Annotated in this window: 17 protein-coding genes; 16 read left to right on the top strand and 1 reads right to left on the bottom strand. The window is 43.5% G+C overall.

Features of this window, described 5'->3' with window-relative positions; translation table 11 throughout:
• Positions 1-2 precede the first annotated feature (2 nt).
• On the top strand, positions 3-1,628 hold the full coding sequence (locus tag BSHG_RS13310) for a flotillin family protein (RefSeq protein WP_005785160.1): 1,626 nt from the start codon (positions 3-5) through the stop codon (positions 1,626-1,628).
• Between the two features lie 83 nt (positions 1,629-1,711).
• Here the strand turns inward: BSHG_RS13310 and BSHG_RS13315 are convergent, their stop codons facing one another.
• Positions 1,712-2,392: a DUF5715 family protein gene (locus BSHG_RS13315; RefSeq protein WP_008658728.1), complete on the bottom strand. Its 681-nt coding sequence runs from the start codon at positions 2,390-2,392 to the stop codon at positions 1,712-1,714.
• Between the two features lie 164 nt (positions 2,393-2,556).
• Between BSHG_RS13315 and BSHG_RS13320 the strand changes: the two genes are divergently transcribed.
• The 15 genes from BSHG_RS13320 to BSHG_RS13390 all read left to right on the top strand — a co-directional run bounded on the left by BSHG_RS13320 (position 2,557) and on the right by BSHG_RS13390 (position 17,729).
• Entirely contained in the window at positions 2,557-3,570 is a 1,014-nt protein-coding gene (locus BSHG_RS13320) for a PhoH family protein (RefSeq protein ID WP_005785156.1), read from the top strand.
• Positions 3,571-3,589: 19 nt separating this feature from the next.
• On the top strand, positions 3,590-4,534 hold the full coding sequence (locus tag BSHG_RS13325) for a phosphoribosylaminoimidazolesuccinocarboxamide synthase (RefSeq protein WP_005785154.1): 945 nt from the start codon (positions 3,590-3,592) through the stop codon (positions 4,532-4,534).
• Between the two features lie 121 nt (positions 4,535-4,655).
• Complete coding sequence (ubiE, locus tag BSHG_RS13330) at positions 4,656-5,393, top strand: bifunctional demethylmenaquinone methyltransferase/2-methoxy-6-polyprenyl-1,4-benzoquinol methylase UbiE (protein WP_008658727.1); 738 nt, start codon at positions 4,656-4,658, stop codon at positions 5,391-5,393.
• 26 nt (positions 5,394-5,419) lie between these two features.
• Positions 5,420-6,163 (top strand): shikimate dehydrogenase family protein, encoded by a 744-nt coding sequence (locus tag BSHG_RS13335; protein ID WP_005785149.1) that lies wholly within the window; start codon positions 5,420-5,422, stop codon positions 6,161-6,163.
• Positions 6,164-7,114: an alpha/beta hydrolase gene (locus tag BSHG_RS13340; RefSeq protein WP_005785146.1), complete on the top strand. Its 951-nt coding sequence runs from the start codon at positions 6,164-6,166 to the stop codon at positions 7,112-7,114. It abuts the gene before it with no gap.
• Position 7,115: 1 nt separating this feature from the next.
• Complete coding sequence (locus BSHG_RS13345; RefSeq protein WP_005785143.1) at positions 7,116-8,036, top strand: TPM domain-containing protein; 921 nt, start codon at positions 7,116-7,118, stop codon at positions 8,034-8,036.
• A gap of 94 nt (positions 8,037-8,130) precedes the next feature.
• A complete protein-coding gene (locus BSHG_RS13350) occupies positions 8,131-8,712 on the top strand; it encodes a LemA family protein (protein WP_005785140.1) in 582 nt (193 codons plus the stop codon).
• A gap of 585 nt (positions 8,713-9,297) precedes the next feature.
• The gene (locus BSHG_RS13355) at positions 9,298-10,464 is read left to right on the top strand and encodes an AIR synthase-related protein (RefSeq protein WP_005796039.1); all 1,167 of its coding nucleotides are present in this window, start codon (positions 9,298-9,300) and stop codon (positions 10,462-10,464) included.
• Between the two features lie 63 nt (positions 10,465-10,527).
• Positions 10,528-11,640, top strand: coding sequence for a peptide chain release factor 1 (gene prfA, locus BSHG_RS13360; RefSeq protein WP_005785133.1), 1,113 nt, complete (start codon positions 10,528-10,530; stop codon positions 11,638-11,640).
• A gap of 48 nt (positions 11,641-11,688) precedes the next feature.
• Positions 11,689-12,513 (top strand): orotidine-5'-phosphate decarboxylase, encoded by an 825-nt coding sequence (pyrF, locus tag BSHG_RS13365; RefSeq protein WP_008658721.1) that lies wholly within the window; start codon positions 11,689-11,691, stop codon positions 12,511-12,513.
• Positions 12,513-13,742: an HD domain-containing protein gene (locus BSHG_RS13370; RefSeq protein ID WP_005785125.1), complete on the top strand. Its 1,230-nt coding sequence runs from the start codon at positions 12,513-12,515 to the stop codon at positions 13,740-13,742. Before pyrF ends, BSHG_RS13370 begins: the two co-directional genes overlap by 1 nt.
• A gap of 82 nt (positions 13,743-13,824) precedes the next feature.
• Positions 13,825-14,865, top strand: coding sequence for a UDP-3-O-(3-hydroxymyristoyl)glucosamine N-acyltransferase (gene lpxD / locus BSHG_RS13375; protein ID WP_005785122.1), 1,041 nt, complete (start codon positions 13,825-13,827; stop codon positions 14,863-14,865).
• A 3-nt stretch (positions 14,866-14,868) separates the two neighbouring features.
• On the top strand, positions 14,869-16,254 hold the full coding sequence (locus BSHG_RS13380) for a bifunctional UDP-3-O-[3-hydroxymyristoyl] N-acetylglucosamine deacetylase/3-hydroxyacyl-ACP dehydratase (protein ID WP_005785120.1): 1,386 nt from the start codon (positions 14,869-14,871) through the stop codon (positions 16,252-16,254).
• A 10-nt stretch (positions 16,255-16,264) separates the two neighbouring features.
• On the top strand, positions 16,265-17,032 hold the full coding sequence (lpxA, locus tag BSHG_RS13385; RefSeq protein ID WP_005785118.1) for an acyl-ACP--UDP-N-acetylglucosamine O-acyltransferase: 768 nt from the start codon (positions 16,265-16,267) through the stop codon (positions 17,030-17,032).
• Between the two features lie 133 nt (positions 17,033-17,165).
• A complete protein-coding gene (locus BSHG_RS13390) occupies positions 17,166-17,729 on the top strand; it encodes an IS1096 element passenger TnpR family protein (protein ID WP_008769509.1) in 564 nt (187 codons plus the stop codon).
• Positions 17,730-17,787 lie beyond the last annotated feature (58 nt).

Here is a 17,787-nt window from a genome sequence, read left to right as displayed (position 1 = left end):
CTATGACCCAGGAAATGATGATCATGGCTGCCATACTTGTGGCGGTAATCTTAATTACATTTATCGGTATTCTTTCACGCTACCGCAAATGTAAAAGTGACGAAGTATTAGTAGTATATGGTAAGACAGGTGGAGATAAGAAATCGGCAAAGTTATATCATGGTGGTGCCGCCTTTGTATGGCCTATTGTACAAGGATATGAATTCTTGTCAATGAAACCCATGCAGATAGACTGCAAGCTGACAGGAGCACTTTCGGCTCAAAACATCCGTGTAGATGTACCCACTACTATCACAGTAGCTATCAGCACAGATCCCGAAGTAATGCAAAATGCGGCTGAGCGTATGTTGGGATTGACCATGGACGATAAACAAAACCTGATTACAGATGTGGTTTACGGACAGATGCGTCTGGTTATTGCCGACATGACAATTGAAGAGTTGAACTCCGACCGTGATAAATTTCTTTCCAAAGTAAAAGACAACATTGATACAGAACTCCGCAAATTCGGTTTATACCTGATGAATATCAACATCAGCGATATTCGTGATGCTGCCAACTATATTGTCAACTTAGGAAAAGAGGCCGAAAGTAAAGCGCAGAACGAAGCTCAGGCCAATATTGAAGAACAGGAAAAACTGGGTGCTATCAAGATTGCCAACCAGATAAAAGAACGCGAAACCAAAGTGGCCGAAACCCGTAAAGACCAAGACATTGCCATTGCGGAAACCAAGAAGTTGCAAGAAATCTCTGTAGCCAACGCTGATAAAGACCGTATCTCTCAGGTTGCTATTGCCAATGCGGAGAAGGAATCACAGGTAGCCAAAGCGGAAGCTGAAAAAAACATCCGGATAGAACAGGCCAATACCGAAAAAGAAAGCCGCATTGCGGAACTGAATTCCGACATGGAAATCAAACAGGCAGAAGCACAAAAGAAAGCTGCCATCGGACGAAACGAAGCACAAAAAGAGATTGCGTTGTCTAACTCCGAACTAGCTGTAACCCAAGCTAATGCCGATAAACAAGCCGGTGAGGCATCCGCTAAATCGGAAGCTGCCGTGCAAACCGCTAAGGAAATAGCACAAAAAGAAGTGGAAGAGGCGAAAGCACGTAAAGTGGAATCATCTCTGAAAGCAGAAAAGATAGTTCCGGCAGAGGTTGCCCGCCAAGAGGCCATCTTACAGGCAGAAGCCGTAGCTGAGAAAATCACTCGCGAAGCGGAAGCACGTGCCAAAGCGACACTGGCACAAGCTGAAGCAGAAGCAAAAGCCATTCAATTAAAACTTGAAGCGGAGGCTGAAGGTAAGAAACGTTCATTGCTGGCCGAGGCAGAAGGTTTTGAAGCCATGGTTAAAGCAGCCGAATCGAATCCGGCGATTGCTATCCAATACAAGATGGTAGATCAGTGGAAAGAAATAGCAGGCGAACAGGTAAAAGCCTTCGAACATATAAACTTAGGCAATATCACCGTCTTTGACGGAGGAAATGGGGGCACGAGCAACTTCCTGAACACATTGGTGAAAACTGTTGCGCCGAGTTTGGGCGTGTTAGACAAATTACCTATCGGAGAAACAGTGAAAAATATGATTCATCCGGAAGAAAAGAAAGAAGAAACAGAGAAAAAATGAACCATAAATAAGTAGTAAACGATGAATAGGCTGAGCGCAGCCCGTTCATCGTTGATTCGTTCATCGTTCACCGTTTCTCACACTTAGCGTGTTGTTATGTGAAAACATCCCTGTTTCAATTCGTACTTTACATAACATTTATCCGCCTTACGAACATCCCGCAAGACTTCGGCCAATACCAGCTTTAAAGTATCAGCACTCACATCCTGAAGAGGACGTCCTTCCTCATCTTCCACTTTCTTAAACCGTTTCCAACTCACATCGAATGTAGTTCCATAAAAATGGCAAGAATTCTTCGATGCATTCCCATTTCGACGACGCAAGCGTTTTACATCATTCTCCGTCCGAAGTACGGAAGTTACAATAATTTTATTCGGATTGAGCCCCTTAGCAGTCAATGAATCCAAGAAATTTGCCCCTATCGTATCGAGTAACGCACTGGCGCGCGGCACTAAATAAGGAATAGAATGAGTGAGTGAATCTACCACATAAAAGTCATTATCGACAATATGAACCAACTTTCCATCCATCTCTTCCGCTTCTTCGCGCGAAGCCAATGGTGCAATGCCCCACGCATGTGCTGCTTTTAACTGTACATCATTCAGATCTCCAAACGAACGTTTATAGCTCACCACTCCTTTAATATTGCGCGGTTCGTTAAGCTTAAGAGACATGTCTTTCTTTTTGCAACCCGCCAGACAAGGCAATATAAAGCATAAAAAGATAGAAATTACAAAGTGGCTCCTGCACTTAGATTGATTCATAATTAGTCTTTTTTATAAGTTCCCAGAGTGCAAATATACTGGAATTGTCTTTTTCAGGAAAGAGCATCGCAAATTAATTCGGCAAGAATCTGCAAAGTATGAGAACGATTCATTAAATTTGCAGTCCATTTCACAGCATATGCGTGAACCTTTAAATTGATTCAATGATAGAAAAACTGATAGTTCTTGAGGATATTGATCCGGTCATCTTTTACGGCGTAAACAACGCCAACATACAATTAATAAAAGCTTTGTATCCAAAGCTACGCATTGTTGCCCGAGGCAATGTCATCAAAGTGCTGGGCGATGAGGAAGAAATGTGCGCTTTTGAGGAAAATATCACCAAGCTTGAAAAATATTGTGCCGAATACAATTCGCTGAAAGAAGAAGTCATTATCGACATCATTAAAGGTAATGCACCACAAGCTGAAAAAGCGGGAAATGTTATTGTATTCAGCGTCACAGGGAAACCCATCATTCCACGTAGCGAAAACCAACTGAAATTAGTGGAGGGGTTTGCCAAAAACGACATGGTATTTGCTATCGGACCGGCCGGTTCGGGCAAGACTTATACAGCGATCGCTCTGGCCGTTCGTGCACTGAAGAACAAAGAAATCAAGAAAATAATTCTCAGTCGCCCCGCGGTAGAAGCCGGTGAAAAGTTAGGCTTTCTTCCCGGAGATATGAAAGATAAAATCGATCCGTATCTACAACCACTCTATGATGCTTTACAAGACATGATTCCGGCAGCCAAGCTGAAGGAATATATGGAACTGAACATCATTCAGATCGCTCCGCTCGCTTTTATGCGCGGACGTACACTCAATGACGCAGTAGTCATCCTGGACGAAGCCCAAAACACCACTACCCAACAAATTAAAATGTTCCTCACCCGTATGGGAATGAATACCAAGATGATCATTACCGGTGACATGACCCAGATCGATCTTCCGGCCTCACAAACATCGGGATTGGTACAGGCATTGCGTATTCTAAAAGGAGTGAAAGGAATCAGCTTTGTCGAACTGAATAAAAAAGACATTGTGCGACACAAGCTTGTAGAACGTATCGTGGACGCTTACGAAAAGTTCGATAAGGAAAAGAAAGCCGAACGGGAAAAATTAAACGGTGAACGGCTTACAATAAGTAAAGAACGGCAAAACGTTGGTAATTTGTAATTCATAATTATATAAAAGTATGAAAGCATTAACAAAAACAGATTTCAACTTTCCGGGACAAAAAAGTGTGTACCACGGAAAAGTGCGTGATGTGTACAACATCAATGGCGAACAACTCGTAATGGTAGCTACCGACCGTATTTCGGCCTTTGATGTAGTGTTGCCCGAAGGTATCCCTTATAAAGGACAAATGCTGAATCAGATTGCAGCAAAATTCTTGGATGCAACCACAGACATCTGTCCGAATTGGAAACTCGCCACTCCCGACCCAATGGTTACAGTGGGAGTACTCTGCGAAGGTTTCCCGGTAGAAATGATCGTACGTGGCTATCTTTGCGGAAGCGCATGGCGTGCTTACAAAAACGGCGTACGCGAAATCTGTGGCGTAAAACTTCCTGAAGGTATGAAAGAGAACCAAAAGTTCCCTGAACCGATCGTCACTCCGACTACAAAAGCAGAAATGGGATTGCACGATGAAGATATCTCCAAAGAAGAAATCCTGGCTCAGGGACTGGCTACTCCGGAAGAATATGCCATCCTCGAAAAATATACATTAGCTTTGTTCAAACGTGGTACCGAAATAGCAGCGGAACGCGGTTTAATCTTGGTAGACACCAAATATGAATTTGGAAAGCACAACGGTACCATCTATCTGATGGACGAAATCCATACTCCGGACTCAAGCCGTTATTTCTACGCCGAAGGTTATCAGGAACGTTTTGAAAAAGGCGAAGCACAGAAACAACTTTCCAAAGAATTTGTACGTGAATGGTTGATGGAAAACGGTTTCCAAGGCAAAGAAGGACAGAAAGTTCCTGAAATGACTCCTGCTATTGTGGAAAGCATCAGCGAGCGTTATATCGAGCTGTTTGAAAACATCACCGGCGAAAAATTCGTGAAAGAGGATACCAGCAACATTGCTGAACGTATCGAAAAGAACGTAATGGCATTCCTTGCAAAATAGGAAACCTGAATCAGAAACGAATTAAGATTCACTACAGAGTATACGGAGTGTGCGGAACGTGCAGACTGTTACGATCCATAAAACTCTGTAAACTCCGTAGTGAATAAAATCGAATAAAAGAATGAACTACCCACAAGAAAAGATCAAACCTTATAGCAACGATGGGAAAAAGAGCGAACAGGTAGAACAAATGTTCGACAACATTGCCCCTGCATACGACCAGTTGAATCATACTCTATCGTTAGGGATCGACCGGAGCTGGCGGCGAAAGGCAATCAATTGGCTCAAACCTTTCCGTCCGCAACAAATAATGGATGTAGCAACCGGCACCGGTGATTTTGCTATCTTGGCATGCCATGAATTGCAACCCGAACAACTGATCGGAACAGACATTTCTAAAGGAATGATGAATGTGGGACGTGAAAAGGTAAAAAAGGAAGGTCTTTCCGAAAAAATATCTTTTGCAAGGGAAGACTGTACCTCTCTCTCGTTTGCCGACAACCGTTTCGACGCTATCACCGTCGCTTTTGGTATCCGTAATTTTGAAGATTTGGATAAAGGACTTTCTGAAATGTACCGTGTCCTCAAAACAGGCGGACATTTAGTCATTCTCGAACTGACAACTCCGGATCGTTTTCCGATGAAGCAAATGTTTACCATTTATTCTAAGATAGTTATCCCGACTCTCGGCAAATTATTATCAAAAGACAACAGTGCTTACAGCTATCTACCCCAAACGATCAAAGCTTTTCCCCAAGGAGAAGTTATGAAAAATGTTATTTCACGGGTGGGTTTCAGCCAAGTTCAGTTCAGGCGGCTGACATTTGGTATCTGTACACTTTATACGGCTACGAAATAAATATTAATTTAACATCTTCCCCCTTTATGCAAAAGTACGGTTTAATTGGCTATCCACTGAAACATTCGTTTTCTATCGGCTTTTTCAATGAAAAATTCAAATCTGAAGGCATAGATGCCGAATATGTAAACTTCGAAATTCCTGAAATCAATGATTTTATGGAGGTGATTGAAGAGAACCCCAATCTGTGCGGACTAAATGTGACAATCCCTTATAAAGAGCAGGTAATCCCCTTCCTTGATGAATTGGATAAAGACACTGCAAAAATCGGTGCGGTCAATGTTATTAAAATAATTCGTACCCCTAAAAGAAAAATAAAGCTGGTGGGATATAATTCTGATATTATAGGATTCAGCCAGTCCATTCAGCCCTTGTTGCAACCTTATCATAAAAAAGCCTTAATCCTGGGTACCGGCGGTTCGTCAAAAGCGATTTATCATGGCCTGAAGAATCTGGGTATCGACAGTGTTTTCGTATCACGCACCAAGAAAGAAGGTATGCTGACTTACGAAGAATTGACACCGGAAGTTATGGCAGAGCATACGGTGATTGTAAACTGTACCCCGGTAGGTATGTATCCGAAAGTAGACTTCTGTCCTGCCATACCTTATGAGTTGCTAACCCCAAACCATTTACTCTACGATTTGTTATATAATCCTAACATTACTCTTTTCATGAAGAAAGGAGAAGAGCATGGGGCAGTAACCAAAAATGGGCTTGAAATGCTACTATTACAAGCGTTTGCCGCATGGGAAATATGGAATAAGTAAATGAAAAAGGGAATTAAGATAGGCGTCATAACATTATTATTGCTGCTTACCGGATGTACGATAGGCGGAAGTTTTTTCATGCTCAATTATTCGCTTCGTCCGGAAGCGAAGATACGTGCCAAAAATGCTGACTCCTATCCTTTCATGTACAAGAATTATCCTTTTCTGCGTCCCTGGGTGGATAGTCTCAATCAGGCTCATGCACTTCGGGACACTTTTGTTTTAAATCCGGAAGGTATCCGGCTACATGCTTATTACATTGCGGCTCCGCAACCAACCAAAAAGACGGCAGTCATTGTACATGGTTATACAGACAATGCCATTCGCATGTTTATGATAGGTTACCTGTATAACCATGATTTGCAATACAATGTACTATTGCCCGACCTTCAACATCAGGGGGAGAGTGGTGGTCCCGCCATCCAGATGGGCTGGAAAGACCGCCTGGACGTAATGCAATGGATGCACATCGCCAACCAGATTTACGGGGACAGTACCCAAATGGTAGTACACGGTATTTCAATGGGAGGAGCTACCACCATGATGGTTTCGGGAGAGGCACAACCTTATTTCGTAAAATGTTTCGTTGAGGACTGTGGTTACACCAGTGTATGGGATGAATTTTCACATGAACTGAAATCGAGTTTTCACCTCCCGTCATTCCCACTGATGAATACAACCAGCTGGCTATGCCAGAAAAAATACGGATGGAATTTTGAAGAAGCCTCCTCTTTGAATCAAGTAAAAAAAAGTCATCTACCGATGTTTTTCATTCACGGTGACAAAGACACATACGTGCCTACATGGATGGTCTATCCTCTTTATGAAGCCAAATCGGCTCCAAAGCAACTCTGGATTGTACCGGGAGCTGCACATGCCGTATCTTATAAAGAGAACAAGGAAGAATACACCCGGAAAGTCAAAGAATTTACAGACCGCTACATTCACTGATATGAAACAGATACTCACATACCTGCTCTTTATATGGATACTCCTCCCATTAAAAGCAGAAGAAAAAATATATACCGTAGACAACATCCCTAAAGTGCACTTGCAGAACAAGATGCAGTATGTTTGTAATCCTGCCGGCATCTTGTCACAGCAAGCTTGTGACGAAATAGATGCAATGCTATATGCACTGGAACAGCAGACGGGGATTGAAACAGTTGTTGCCATAGTGCCATCGATCGGAGATAAAGATTGCTTTGAATTCTCCCATCAGCTACTCAATCAATGGGGAGTAGGCAAAAAAGGTAAAGATAACGGACTGGTTATCTTATTGGTTACCGATCAGCGCTGTATCCAGTTTTATACCGGATACGGATTGGAAGGCATTCTGCCTGATGCCATATGCAAACGTATACAAATGCAAGAGATGATCCCCTATCTCAAGAAAGGAGAGTGGAACCAAGGAATGCTGGCAGGAGTAAAAGCTGTATGCCAGCGCTTGGACGGCTCGATGGTAAACGATGATGAAGGTCGTGGAGAAGAAGGGATATCTGTCTCCATGCTTCTCGTTGTCATCTTAGGTTTTATTACGATAGCGGGAGTGGTCGGCATACTGGCAGTACGTGCAAGTACCCGTTGCCCTAAATGTGGTAAACATCAACTCCAGCGCAGTAGTACGAAATTGATATCGAACCGTAATGGAGTAAAGACCGAGGACATTATATATACCTGCCGCAATTGCGGACATACTGTAGTCCGACGCCAACAATCGTATGACGACAATTACCGGGGACGCGGAGGAGGAGGTCCTTTCATCGGAGGATTCGGAGGAGGAAGTTTTGGATCCGGTGGTGGAGGCGGTTTCAGCGGTGGAAGCTTCGGAGGCGGTTCCGGTGGCGGTGGAGGTGCCGGCTCACGTTTCTAAAAAATCAATCCATAAAATATGCGAATCCGGAATTAAAGTTTTTGCTCCCTCTGATTTGCATGAGTCATTAATCAGTAATACAAAAAGAAACAATATGAAAAAGTCAGTTATTATCCTTATTGCCGTAGTGGCAGTTATCATTATCTGGGCTATCAGTGCCTATAACGGACTGGTATCCATGGACGAGAATGTAAGTAGCCAGTGGGCTAACGTAGAGACACAATATCAGCGCCGTGCAGATCTGATCCCCAATCTGGTCAACACGGTTAAAGGATATGCTTCGCACGAAAAAGAGACTCTCGAAGGAGTTGTAGAGGCTCGTAGTAAAGCTACCCAGATCAAAGTAGATGCCAACGATCTCACTCCGGAGAAGTTAGCCGAATATCAGAAAGCACAGGGAGCCGTCACATCCGCATTGGGCAAGCTGCTTGCCATTACCGAAAATTATCCGGACCTGAAAGCTAATCAAAACTTCCTTGAGTTACAAGCACAACTGGAAGGTACAGAAAACCGGATCAACGTTGCCCGCAAAAACTTTAACGATGCTGCACAAGCATACAATACATCTATCCGCCGTTTCCCCAAAAGCATCTTTGCTTCTGTATTCGGCTTCGAGAAACGTACCTATTTCGAAGCCGCCGAAGGAACGGAAAAAGCGCCGGAAGTAAAATTCTGATCGGTCACACACATTTTTTCTCACAGGCAATGATTGTTAATGCACGATCTTACCCCAAAAAGGAGATTGTCTTCAAATAGAAAAACGAGACAGCATTACTTATTATTTGCAAGTTCCGATATAAAAATCCCCCTGCTTTGGCCTTAGTCGATCACGATACAAGGCAAGAGTCAGGGGATTTTTACATTCCCACATTCTCCATATTTCTCTTAAAACCCATTTCAGGCCCAGTCATTTTCGTGACATACAATTTTGATAGAAAAGTGGCATCCACTCAGGATATTAATTACAAAACAAAATATTTTTTTGTCTATATTCCTAAAGCAGCGGTAGAAAATCTATTTCAGGCGGCAACTAAAGTCCATCTTTAACCGTCAAAACAAAGAATCGTCGAAAGAGCTTCCTTTCCCCACAAACAATTCAGAAACGGTACACAAAATTCTTTTAAACTTTTCATTTCAAACTTCAAATTAAAGAATGTACCCTCTCCCCCATCATATTACCGGATCGTTATATCCTCCAATTTGTTGGCTATAAGGAAAAAAAGCTGTACTTTTGCCGTTGTATACAAAATCCAAATAACTCATGAGTAATCAACGATACATGATGCGAGGCGTCAGCGCATCAAAAGAAGATGTGCACAATGCCATCAAGAACATCGACAAAGGAATTTTTCCACAAGCATTCTGTAAAATAATCCCTGATATTTTGGGTGGGGACCCCGAATATTGTAATATCATGCATGCTGATGGTGCAGGAACCAAATCGAGCCTGGCCTATATGTATTGGAAAGAAACGGGAGATCTCTCCGTTTGGAAGGGTATTGCACAAGATGCACTGATCATGAACATAGACGACCTGCTTTGTGTGGGTGCCGTTGACAATATTCTTGTATCCTCTACTATCGGACGTAACAAGTTGCTTATCCCCGGAGAAGTAATTTCCGCCATCATTAACGGAACAGACGAATTGCTGGCCGAACTTCGTGAAATGGGAGTAGGCGTATATGCCACTGGAGGTGAAACAGCCGATGTAGGTGATCTCGTCCGCACTATTATCGTAGACAGTACAGTGACATGCCGCATGAAACGTGCAGATGTTATCAACAATGCCAATATCCGTCCGGGAGATGTCATTGTGGGACTTGCCTCTCATGGACAGGCCACTTATGAAAAAGAATATAATGGCGGTATGGGCAGCAATGGACTGACTTCCGCCCGTCATGATGTATTCGCCAAGTATCTGGCTGAGAAATATCCCGAAAGCTATGACGCCGCAGTACCAGAGGAACTGGTTTATTCGGGCGGACTAAAACTGACAGATACAGTAGAAGGATCTCCGATCGATGCCGGAAAACTCGTACTCTCTCCTACCCGCACCTACGCACCGGTAGTGAAAAAATTGCTTGATGCACTGCGTCCCGAGATTCACGGAATGGTGCACTGTTCAGGTGGGGCACAAACGAAAGTATTGCACTTTGTAGGCGACGTACGTGTAGTCAAAGATAACCTTTTCCCTGTACCTCCATTGTTCAGAACCATTCAGGAACAAAGCGGTACCGATTGGGCTGAAATGTATAAGGTATTCAACATGGGACACCGCCTCGAAGTATATCTCTCTCCGGAACATGCAGCCGAAGTGATCGCCATCAGTGAGTCCTTCGGTATCCCGGCACAAATTGTGGGACGTATTGAAGAGAGTGATAAAAAAGAACTGATTATCAAAAGTGAATTCGGTGAATTCAGATATTAATGTATAGGAAAGAATCGATCTGTAAAATCACAAATCCCAGAGAAATAGAAGAAAAAGAAATAGATGGCAGACAACAATAGTATATTAGAAAAGCTCGACGGCCTTGTAGCCCGTTTCGAAGAGGTGTCTACCCTTATTACTGACCCGGCAGTGATTGCCGACCAGAAACGATACGTAAAACTGACCAAAGAATACAAGGAGCTGGACGACTTGATGAAAGCCCGTAAAGAATACATGCAACTACTGGCTAACATCGAAGAAGCTAAAGATATTCTCTCAAACGAATCGGATGCTGATATGAGAGAAATGGCAAAAGAGGAAATGGACAACAGCCAGGAGCGTCTCCCTGTATTGGAAGAGGAAATCAAATTATTACTGGTACCGGCCGACCCTCAGGATGGTAAGAATGCCATTCTTGAAATACGTGGCGGTACAGGTGGTGATGAAGCTGCGATCTTCGCAGGCGACCTTTTCCGGATGTACGCCAAATTCTGTGAAACGAAAGGTTGGAAAATGGAAGTATCCAGTGCCAATGAAGGCGCTGCCGGCGGATATAAGGAGATCATTTGCAGCGTTACAGGCGATAATGTATACGGTACACTAAAATACGAATCGGGAGTACACCGTGTTCAACGAGTACCTGCAACAGAGACCCAGGGACGTGTACACACTTCGGCAGCCTCGGTAGCCGTACTACCCGAAGCCGAAGAGTTCGATGTAGTGATCAACGAAGGTGAAATCAAATGGGATACTTTCCGTTCCGGAGGTGCAGGTGGACAGAACGTCAACAAGGTTGAATCGGGTGTCCGTTTGCGCTACATTTGGAAGAATCCGAATACAGGAGTAGCAGAAGAGATCTTAATTGAATGTACCGAAACCCGCGACCAACCGAAAAACAAAGAGCGCGCCCTGGCACGCCTCCGTACGTTTATCTATGACAAGGAACATCAGAAGTATATCGACGATATTGCTTCAAAGCGTAAAACAATGGTTTCGACAGGTGACCGTTCGGCTAAAATCCGCACTTATAATTATCCGCAGGGACGCATCACCGACCACCGCATCAACTATACCATTTATAACCTGGCTGCCTTTATGGACGGCGATATTCAGGAATGTATCGATAAACTGACTGTGGCCGAAAATGCGGAGCGCTTGAAAGAGAGTGAATTGTAACGGACGGTTACTTCAATTGTAAATCGTAAATTTGTAAATTAAGTAAAGATGAACAAGCAATCATTATTTGAAAACATCAAACGCAAAAAATCATTTCTTTGCGTAGGACTTGACACAGATATCAAGAAGATACCCGATCACCTGTTGGATGATCCGGATCCCATCTTCGCTTTCAATAAAGCAATTGTCGATGCAACGGCTGACTATTGCATCGCTTATAAACCCAATCTGGCCTTCTACGAAAGTATGGGTGTAAAAGGATGGACCGCTTTTGAAAAGACCGTGAACTACATCAAGGAGAATTATCCCGATCAGTTTATCATCGCCGATGCCAAACGTGGTGACATAGGCAATACCTCAGCAATGTATGCCCGTACTTTCTTCGAGGAACTGGACATCGACTCTGTCACTGTAGCTCCTTATATGGGAGAAGACAGCGTTACTCCATTCCTGTCTTATGAAGGCAAGTGGGTAATCTTGCTGGCACTGACTTCAAATAAAGGTTCTCATGACTTTCAGCTGACAGAAGATGCCAACGGCGAACGTCTGTTCGAAAAAGTGCTAAAAAAATCACAGGAATGGGCTAACGACGAACAAATGATGTATGTAGTAGGTGCCACTCAGGGACGTGCTTTCGAAGATATTCGTAAAATTGTCCCCAATCACTTCCTCTTGGTCCCGGGTATCGGTGCTCAGGGAGGTTCTCTCGAAGAAGTATGCAAATATGGTATGAACAGCACCTGTGGACTTATTGTGAATTCCTCTCGCGGAATTATTTATGTAGATAAAACAGAGAATTTTGCCGCTGCCGCCCGTGCTGCTGCCAAAGAAGTGCAAGAGCAAATGGCAGAACAGCTGAAAGCTATTTTATAATGCCTCACGAACGGAAGATTATCAATGATCCGGTATTCGGGTTTATCAACATACCAAAGGGGTTGCTGTACGACATCGTACGGCATCCCCTTTTGCAGCGCTTAAACCGCATCAAGCAAGTAGGACTTTCGTCTGTTGTTTATCCCGGTGCACAGCATACCCGCTTTCAACACTCTCTGGGTGCCTTCTACCTGATGAGCGAGGCCATCACACAACTGGCTTCCAAAGGTAACTTTATATTCGACAGTGAAGCCGAAGCCGTACAGGCAGCCATCCTGTTGCACGACATCGGTCACGGTCCTTTCTCGCATGTACTTGAAGATACCATTGTCAAAGGAGTATCTCACGAAGAAATCTCTTTGATGCTGATGGAGCGGATGAACAGGGAGATGAACGGACAGCTGAGTTTGGCTATCCAGATATTCAAAGATGAATATCCCAAACGTTTCTTACATCAGTTAGTAAGCGGACAACTGGACATGGACCGTTTAGATTACCTGCGTCGTGATAGCTTCTACACCGGAGTCTCGGAAGGAAACATCGGTTCGGCCCGTATCATCAAAATGCTCGATGTGGCAGACGATCATCTGGTAGTGGAATCCAAAGGAATCTATTCCATAGAAAATTTCCTGACTGCAAGGCGATTGATGTATTGGCAGGTTTATCTGCACAAAACATCGGTAGCTTATGAACGAATGTTGATCAGTGCCCTGTTACGTGCCAAAGAACTCGCTTCAAAAGGAGTCGAATTATTTGCTTCACCGGCATTGAAATTTTTTCTGTATAATCACATCGATCCGGAAGTGTTTTACAATAACCCGGACTGTCTGGAGAACTTTATTCAATTGGACGATAATGACATCTGGACAGCTTTAAAGGTATGGAGTACCCACACGGATAAGGTTTTATCTACATTAAGCCTGGGTATGATTAATCGCAACATCTTCAAGGTGGAGATATGCTCCGAACCTATTAGTGAAGAACGAAAAAAAGAATTGACTTTACTGATCAGCCGGCAATTAGGCATTACTCTTTCCGAAGCGGACTATTTTGTCTCTACTCCCAGTATCGAAAAGAACATGTATGATTCGGCTGATGACAGCATTGATATTATTTATAAGGACGGAACAATAAAAAATATTGCAGAAGCATCGGACATGCTAAACATTTCATTGCTCTCTAAAAAGGTAAAGAAATACTATATCTGCTACTTGCGTTGGGATAGATAAGTATAAAATATTCATCAAAGAGTAAGGATATATAAAAAAAAAGTCCGTTATTTGCGTACTAATTAAATTTTAAAGTAAGATTATGGAGTTCTCGGCTAAGCAAATTGCAGCATTTATCCAAGGGGAAATTATAGGTGACGAAAACGCTACTGTACATACATTCGCAAAGATAGAAGAAGGAATACCAGGCGCTATCTCTTTCCTTTCCAATCCGAAATATACACCTTATATATATGAGACTAAAGCTAGCATTGTGTTGGTGAACAAAGATTTTACTCCCGAACAAGAAGTAAAAGCAACGTTAATCAAAGTAGACAATGCTTACGAGAGCCTTGCCAAGTTGCTCAATCTGTATGAAATGAGCAAACCCAAAAGAACCGGTATTGACGAACGTGCCTATGTAGCGGAAACCGCTAAAATAGGAAAAGACGTATATATAGCTCCTTTCGCTTGCATCGGTGATCATGCGGAAGTAGGAGACAACACAGTGATTCATCCGCATGCCACTGTGGGAGGTGGTGCCAAGATAGGCAGCAATTGTATCTTGTACGCCAACTCGACTGTATACCATGATTGCCGGGTAGGTAATAACTGTATTCTGCATGCGGGATGCGTGATCGGAGCAGACGGTTTCGGTTTTGCCCCTACCCCACAAGGATACGAAAAAATTCCCCAAATCGGTATTGTTATCCTGGAAGACAATGTAGAAGTCGGCGCCAATACTTGCATCGACCGTGCAACCATGGGAGCAACCGTTATTCATAGCGGAGTAAAGTTGGACAATCTGGTCCAGATAGCCCACAACGATGAAATAGGTTCGCATACCGTCATGGCTGCCCAAGTGGGCATCGCAGGTTCTACCAAGGTAGGCGAATGGTGTATGTTCGGCGGACAAGTAGGCATTGCCGGACATCTCAAAATAGGCAACCAAGTGAATCTGGGAGCCCAATCGGGTGTTCCCGGAAATATAAAATCCGGTAGCCAACTTATCGGAACTCCCCCTATGGAGCTAAAACAATTTTTCAAAGCATCCATTGTACAAAAAAGCCTTCCGGAGATGCAGATTGAGTTACGCAATCTCCGCAAAGAAATAGAAGAATTAAAACAACAATTAAATAAGTAACCAATGCTGAAACAAAAAACTCTGAAAGAGAGCTTTTCACTGAGAGGAAAAGGTCTTCACACTGGACTTGACCTGACTGTTACGTTTAACCCCGCCCCGGATAACCATGGCTACAAAATACAGCGTACGGATCTGGAAGGGCAACCCATTATCGATGCCGTAGCCGACAATGTAGGTGAAACGACAAGAGGGACCGTGCTGTCAAAAAATGGAGTAAAAGTAAGCACAGTTGAACATGGAATGGCGGCTCTATATGCCTTGGGCATCGATAACTGTCTGATCCAAGTCAACGGACCGGAATTTCCGATTCTGGACGGAAGTGCACAATATTATGTACAAGAAATAGAGAAAGTAGGAATCGAAGAACAAAATGCCGTTAAAGATTTCTATATCATCAAATCAAAAATAGAATTCCGTGACGAGGAGACAGGATCGTCTATCATTGTACTTCCTGATGAGAACTTCAGCCTGAACGTATTGGTATCTTACGATTCAACCATCATCCCCAACCAGTTTGCCACACTGGAGGATATGAAGAAGTTCAAAGATGAAATTGCCCCCAGCCGTACCTTTGTATTTGTCCGTGAAATCGAGCCACTGTTGTCGGCCGGACTCATCAAGGGTGGCGATCTGGACAATGCCATCGTTATCTACGAACGTGAAATGTCCCAGGAAAACTATGACAAGCTGGCCGATGTCATGAGAGTCCCTCACATGGATGCCAAGCTGTTGGGATACATTAACCACAAACCTCTGGTATGGCCCAACGAATGTGCCCGCCATAAATTGTTGGATGTCATCGGCGATCTTGCTCTGATCGGTAAACCCATTAAAGGAAGAATCATTGCTACGCGTCCCGGACACACCATCAATAATAAATTCGCACGTCAGATGCGCAAAGAAATTCGCCTGCACGAGATACAGGCGCCTACCTATGATTGCAACCGTGCTCCGATTATGGATGTGAACCGCATCCGTGAACTACTCCCCCACCGTTATCCATTCCAATTGGTAGATAAGGTGATCGAAATTGGTGCCAACTACATTGTCGGTGTAAAAAACGTAACCTCCAACGAACCCTTCTTTCAGGGACACTTCCCTCAGGAACCTGTGATGCCAGGTGTACTGCAAATTGAAGCAATGGCTCAAATCGGCGGATTACTCGTTCTGAATTCAGTAGATGAGCCGGAGCGTTATTCTACTTATTTCATGAAAATCGATGGTGTGAAGTTCCGTCAGAAGGTAGTTCCGGGCGATACCCTGATATTCCGTGTTGAGTTATTGGCTCCTATCCGCCGGGGCATTTCAACCATGAAAGGCTATGCTTTCGTTGGTGAAAAAGTAGTCTGTGAATGCGAATTCATGGCTCAAATAGTAAAAAACAAATAATTTATTAAGCATGATAAGTCCCTTAGCGTATATTCATCCCGAAGCAAAAATCGGTGAAAACGTAGAGATAGCTCCTTTTGTGTACATTGATAGAAATGTAGTCATCGGAGATAACAATAAAATTATGGCTAATGCCAACATCCTGTACGGTTCACGTATCGGTAACGGAAATACAATCTTTCCGGGAGCCGTTATCGGAGCAATCCCACAAGATTTGAAATTCAAAGGTGAAGAAAGTACAGCCGAAATAGGTGACAATAACCTGATTCGTGAAAACGTGACCATCAACCGAGGTACAGCAGCTAAAGGCAGAACCATTGTAGGTAACAACAACCTATTGATGGAAGGCGTCCATGTGGCCCACGATGCATTGATCGGCAACGGTTGTATCGTTGGTAACTCCACCAAAATGGCCGGAGAAATCATCATCGATGACAATGCCATCATCAGTGCCAATGTGTTAATGCACCAATTTTGCCGGGTAGGCGGATACGTCATGATTCAGGGAGGATGCCGTTTCAGTAAAGATATTCCTCCGTATATCATAGCCGGACGCGAACCTATCGCTTACAGTGGAATCAACATCATCGGACTCCGTCGTCGTGGTTTTTCGAACGAGATTATAGAGAATATCCACAATGCCTACCGCATCATTTATCAAAGCGGACTCAACACTTCGGATGCTCTCACAAAGGTTGAAGCAGAAGTGCCGGCCAGCCCCGAAATAGAATACATCGTTGATTTTATTCGCAACTCGGAACGGGGAATTATCAGGTAAATAAATAGAAATCAATAAGAAGAGGAGGATGTTTTCCAAGCATCCTCCTTTTTTGTGGAATAAACCCAGCCATCTTATTTGCAATCTTTCGGTTTTTTATTACTTTTACGCCATCAATAAAACAGTAACAACTATGATATACAGATTTACCATTATATCTGATGAGGTTGACGATTTCGTCAGAGAGATACAGATTGACCCGGAAGCTACTTTCTTCGATCTTCATGAAGCTATCCTGAAAGCAGCAAACTATACAAACGACCAGATGACTTCTTTCTTTATCTGTGATGATGACTGGGAAAAAGAAAAAGAAATTACACTGGAAGAGATGGACAATAATCCGGAAATGGACAGCTGGATTATGAAAGAGACCCGCCTCAACGAGTTGATTGAAGATGAAAAGCAAAAATTGCTTTACGTATTCGATTACATGACTGAACGTTGTTTCTTCATCGAATTGTCCGAAATCATCACCGGAAAAGAAATAAAAGGTGCTAAATGTACTAAGAAATCGGGTGAAGCCCCCAAGCAAACAGTCGATTTCGAAGAGATGGCAGCCGGAGGAGGCTCACTCGATCTGGATGAAAACTTCTACGGTGACCAGGACTTCGATATGGAAGACTTTGATGCCGAAGGATTTGATGTAAATGACGGTGCAGCCGGAGGTGGAAGTTCATACGACGAAGATAAATTTTGAATAATATGCCCATGTGACCACATCCGGTGGGTTATGACATCTTACTACCCGCCCCCTA

Origin of the sequence: Bacteroides sp. 3_2_5, assembly GCF_000159855.2 — a bacterium.
GTDB classification, from domain to species: Bacteria; Bacteroidota; Bacteroidia; order Bacteroidales; family Bacteroidaceae; genus Bacteroides; species Bacteroides fragilis.
Note: the sequence above shows the minus strand (reverse complement) of the source record. Positions and strands in the feature narration are given on the sequence as shown.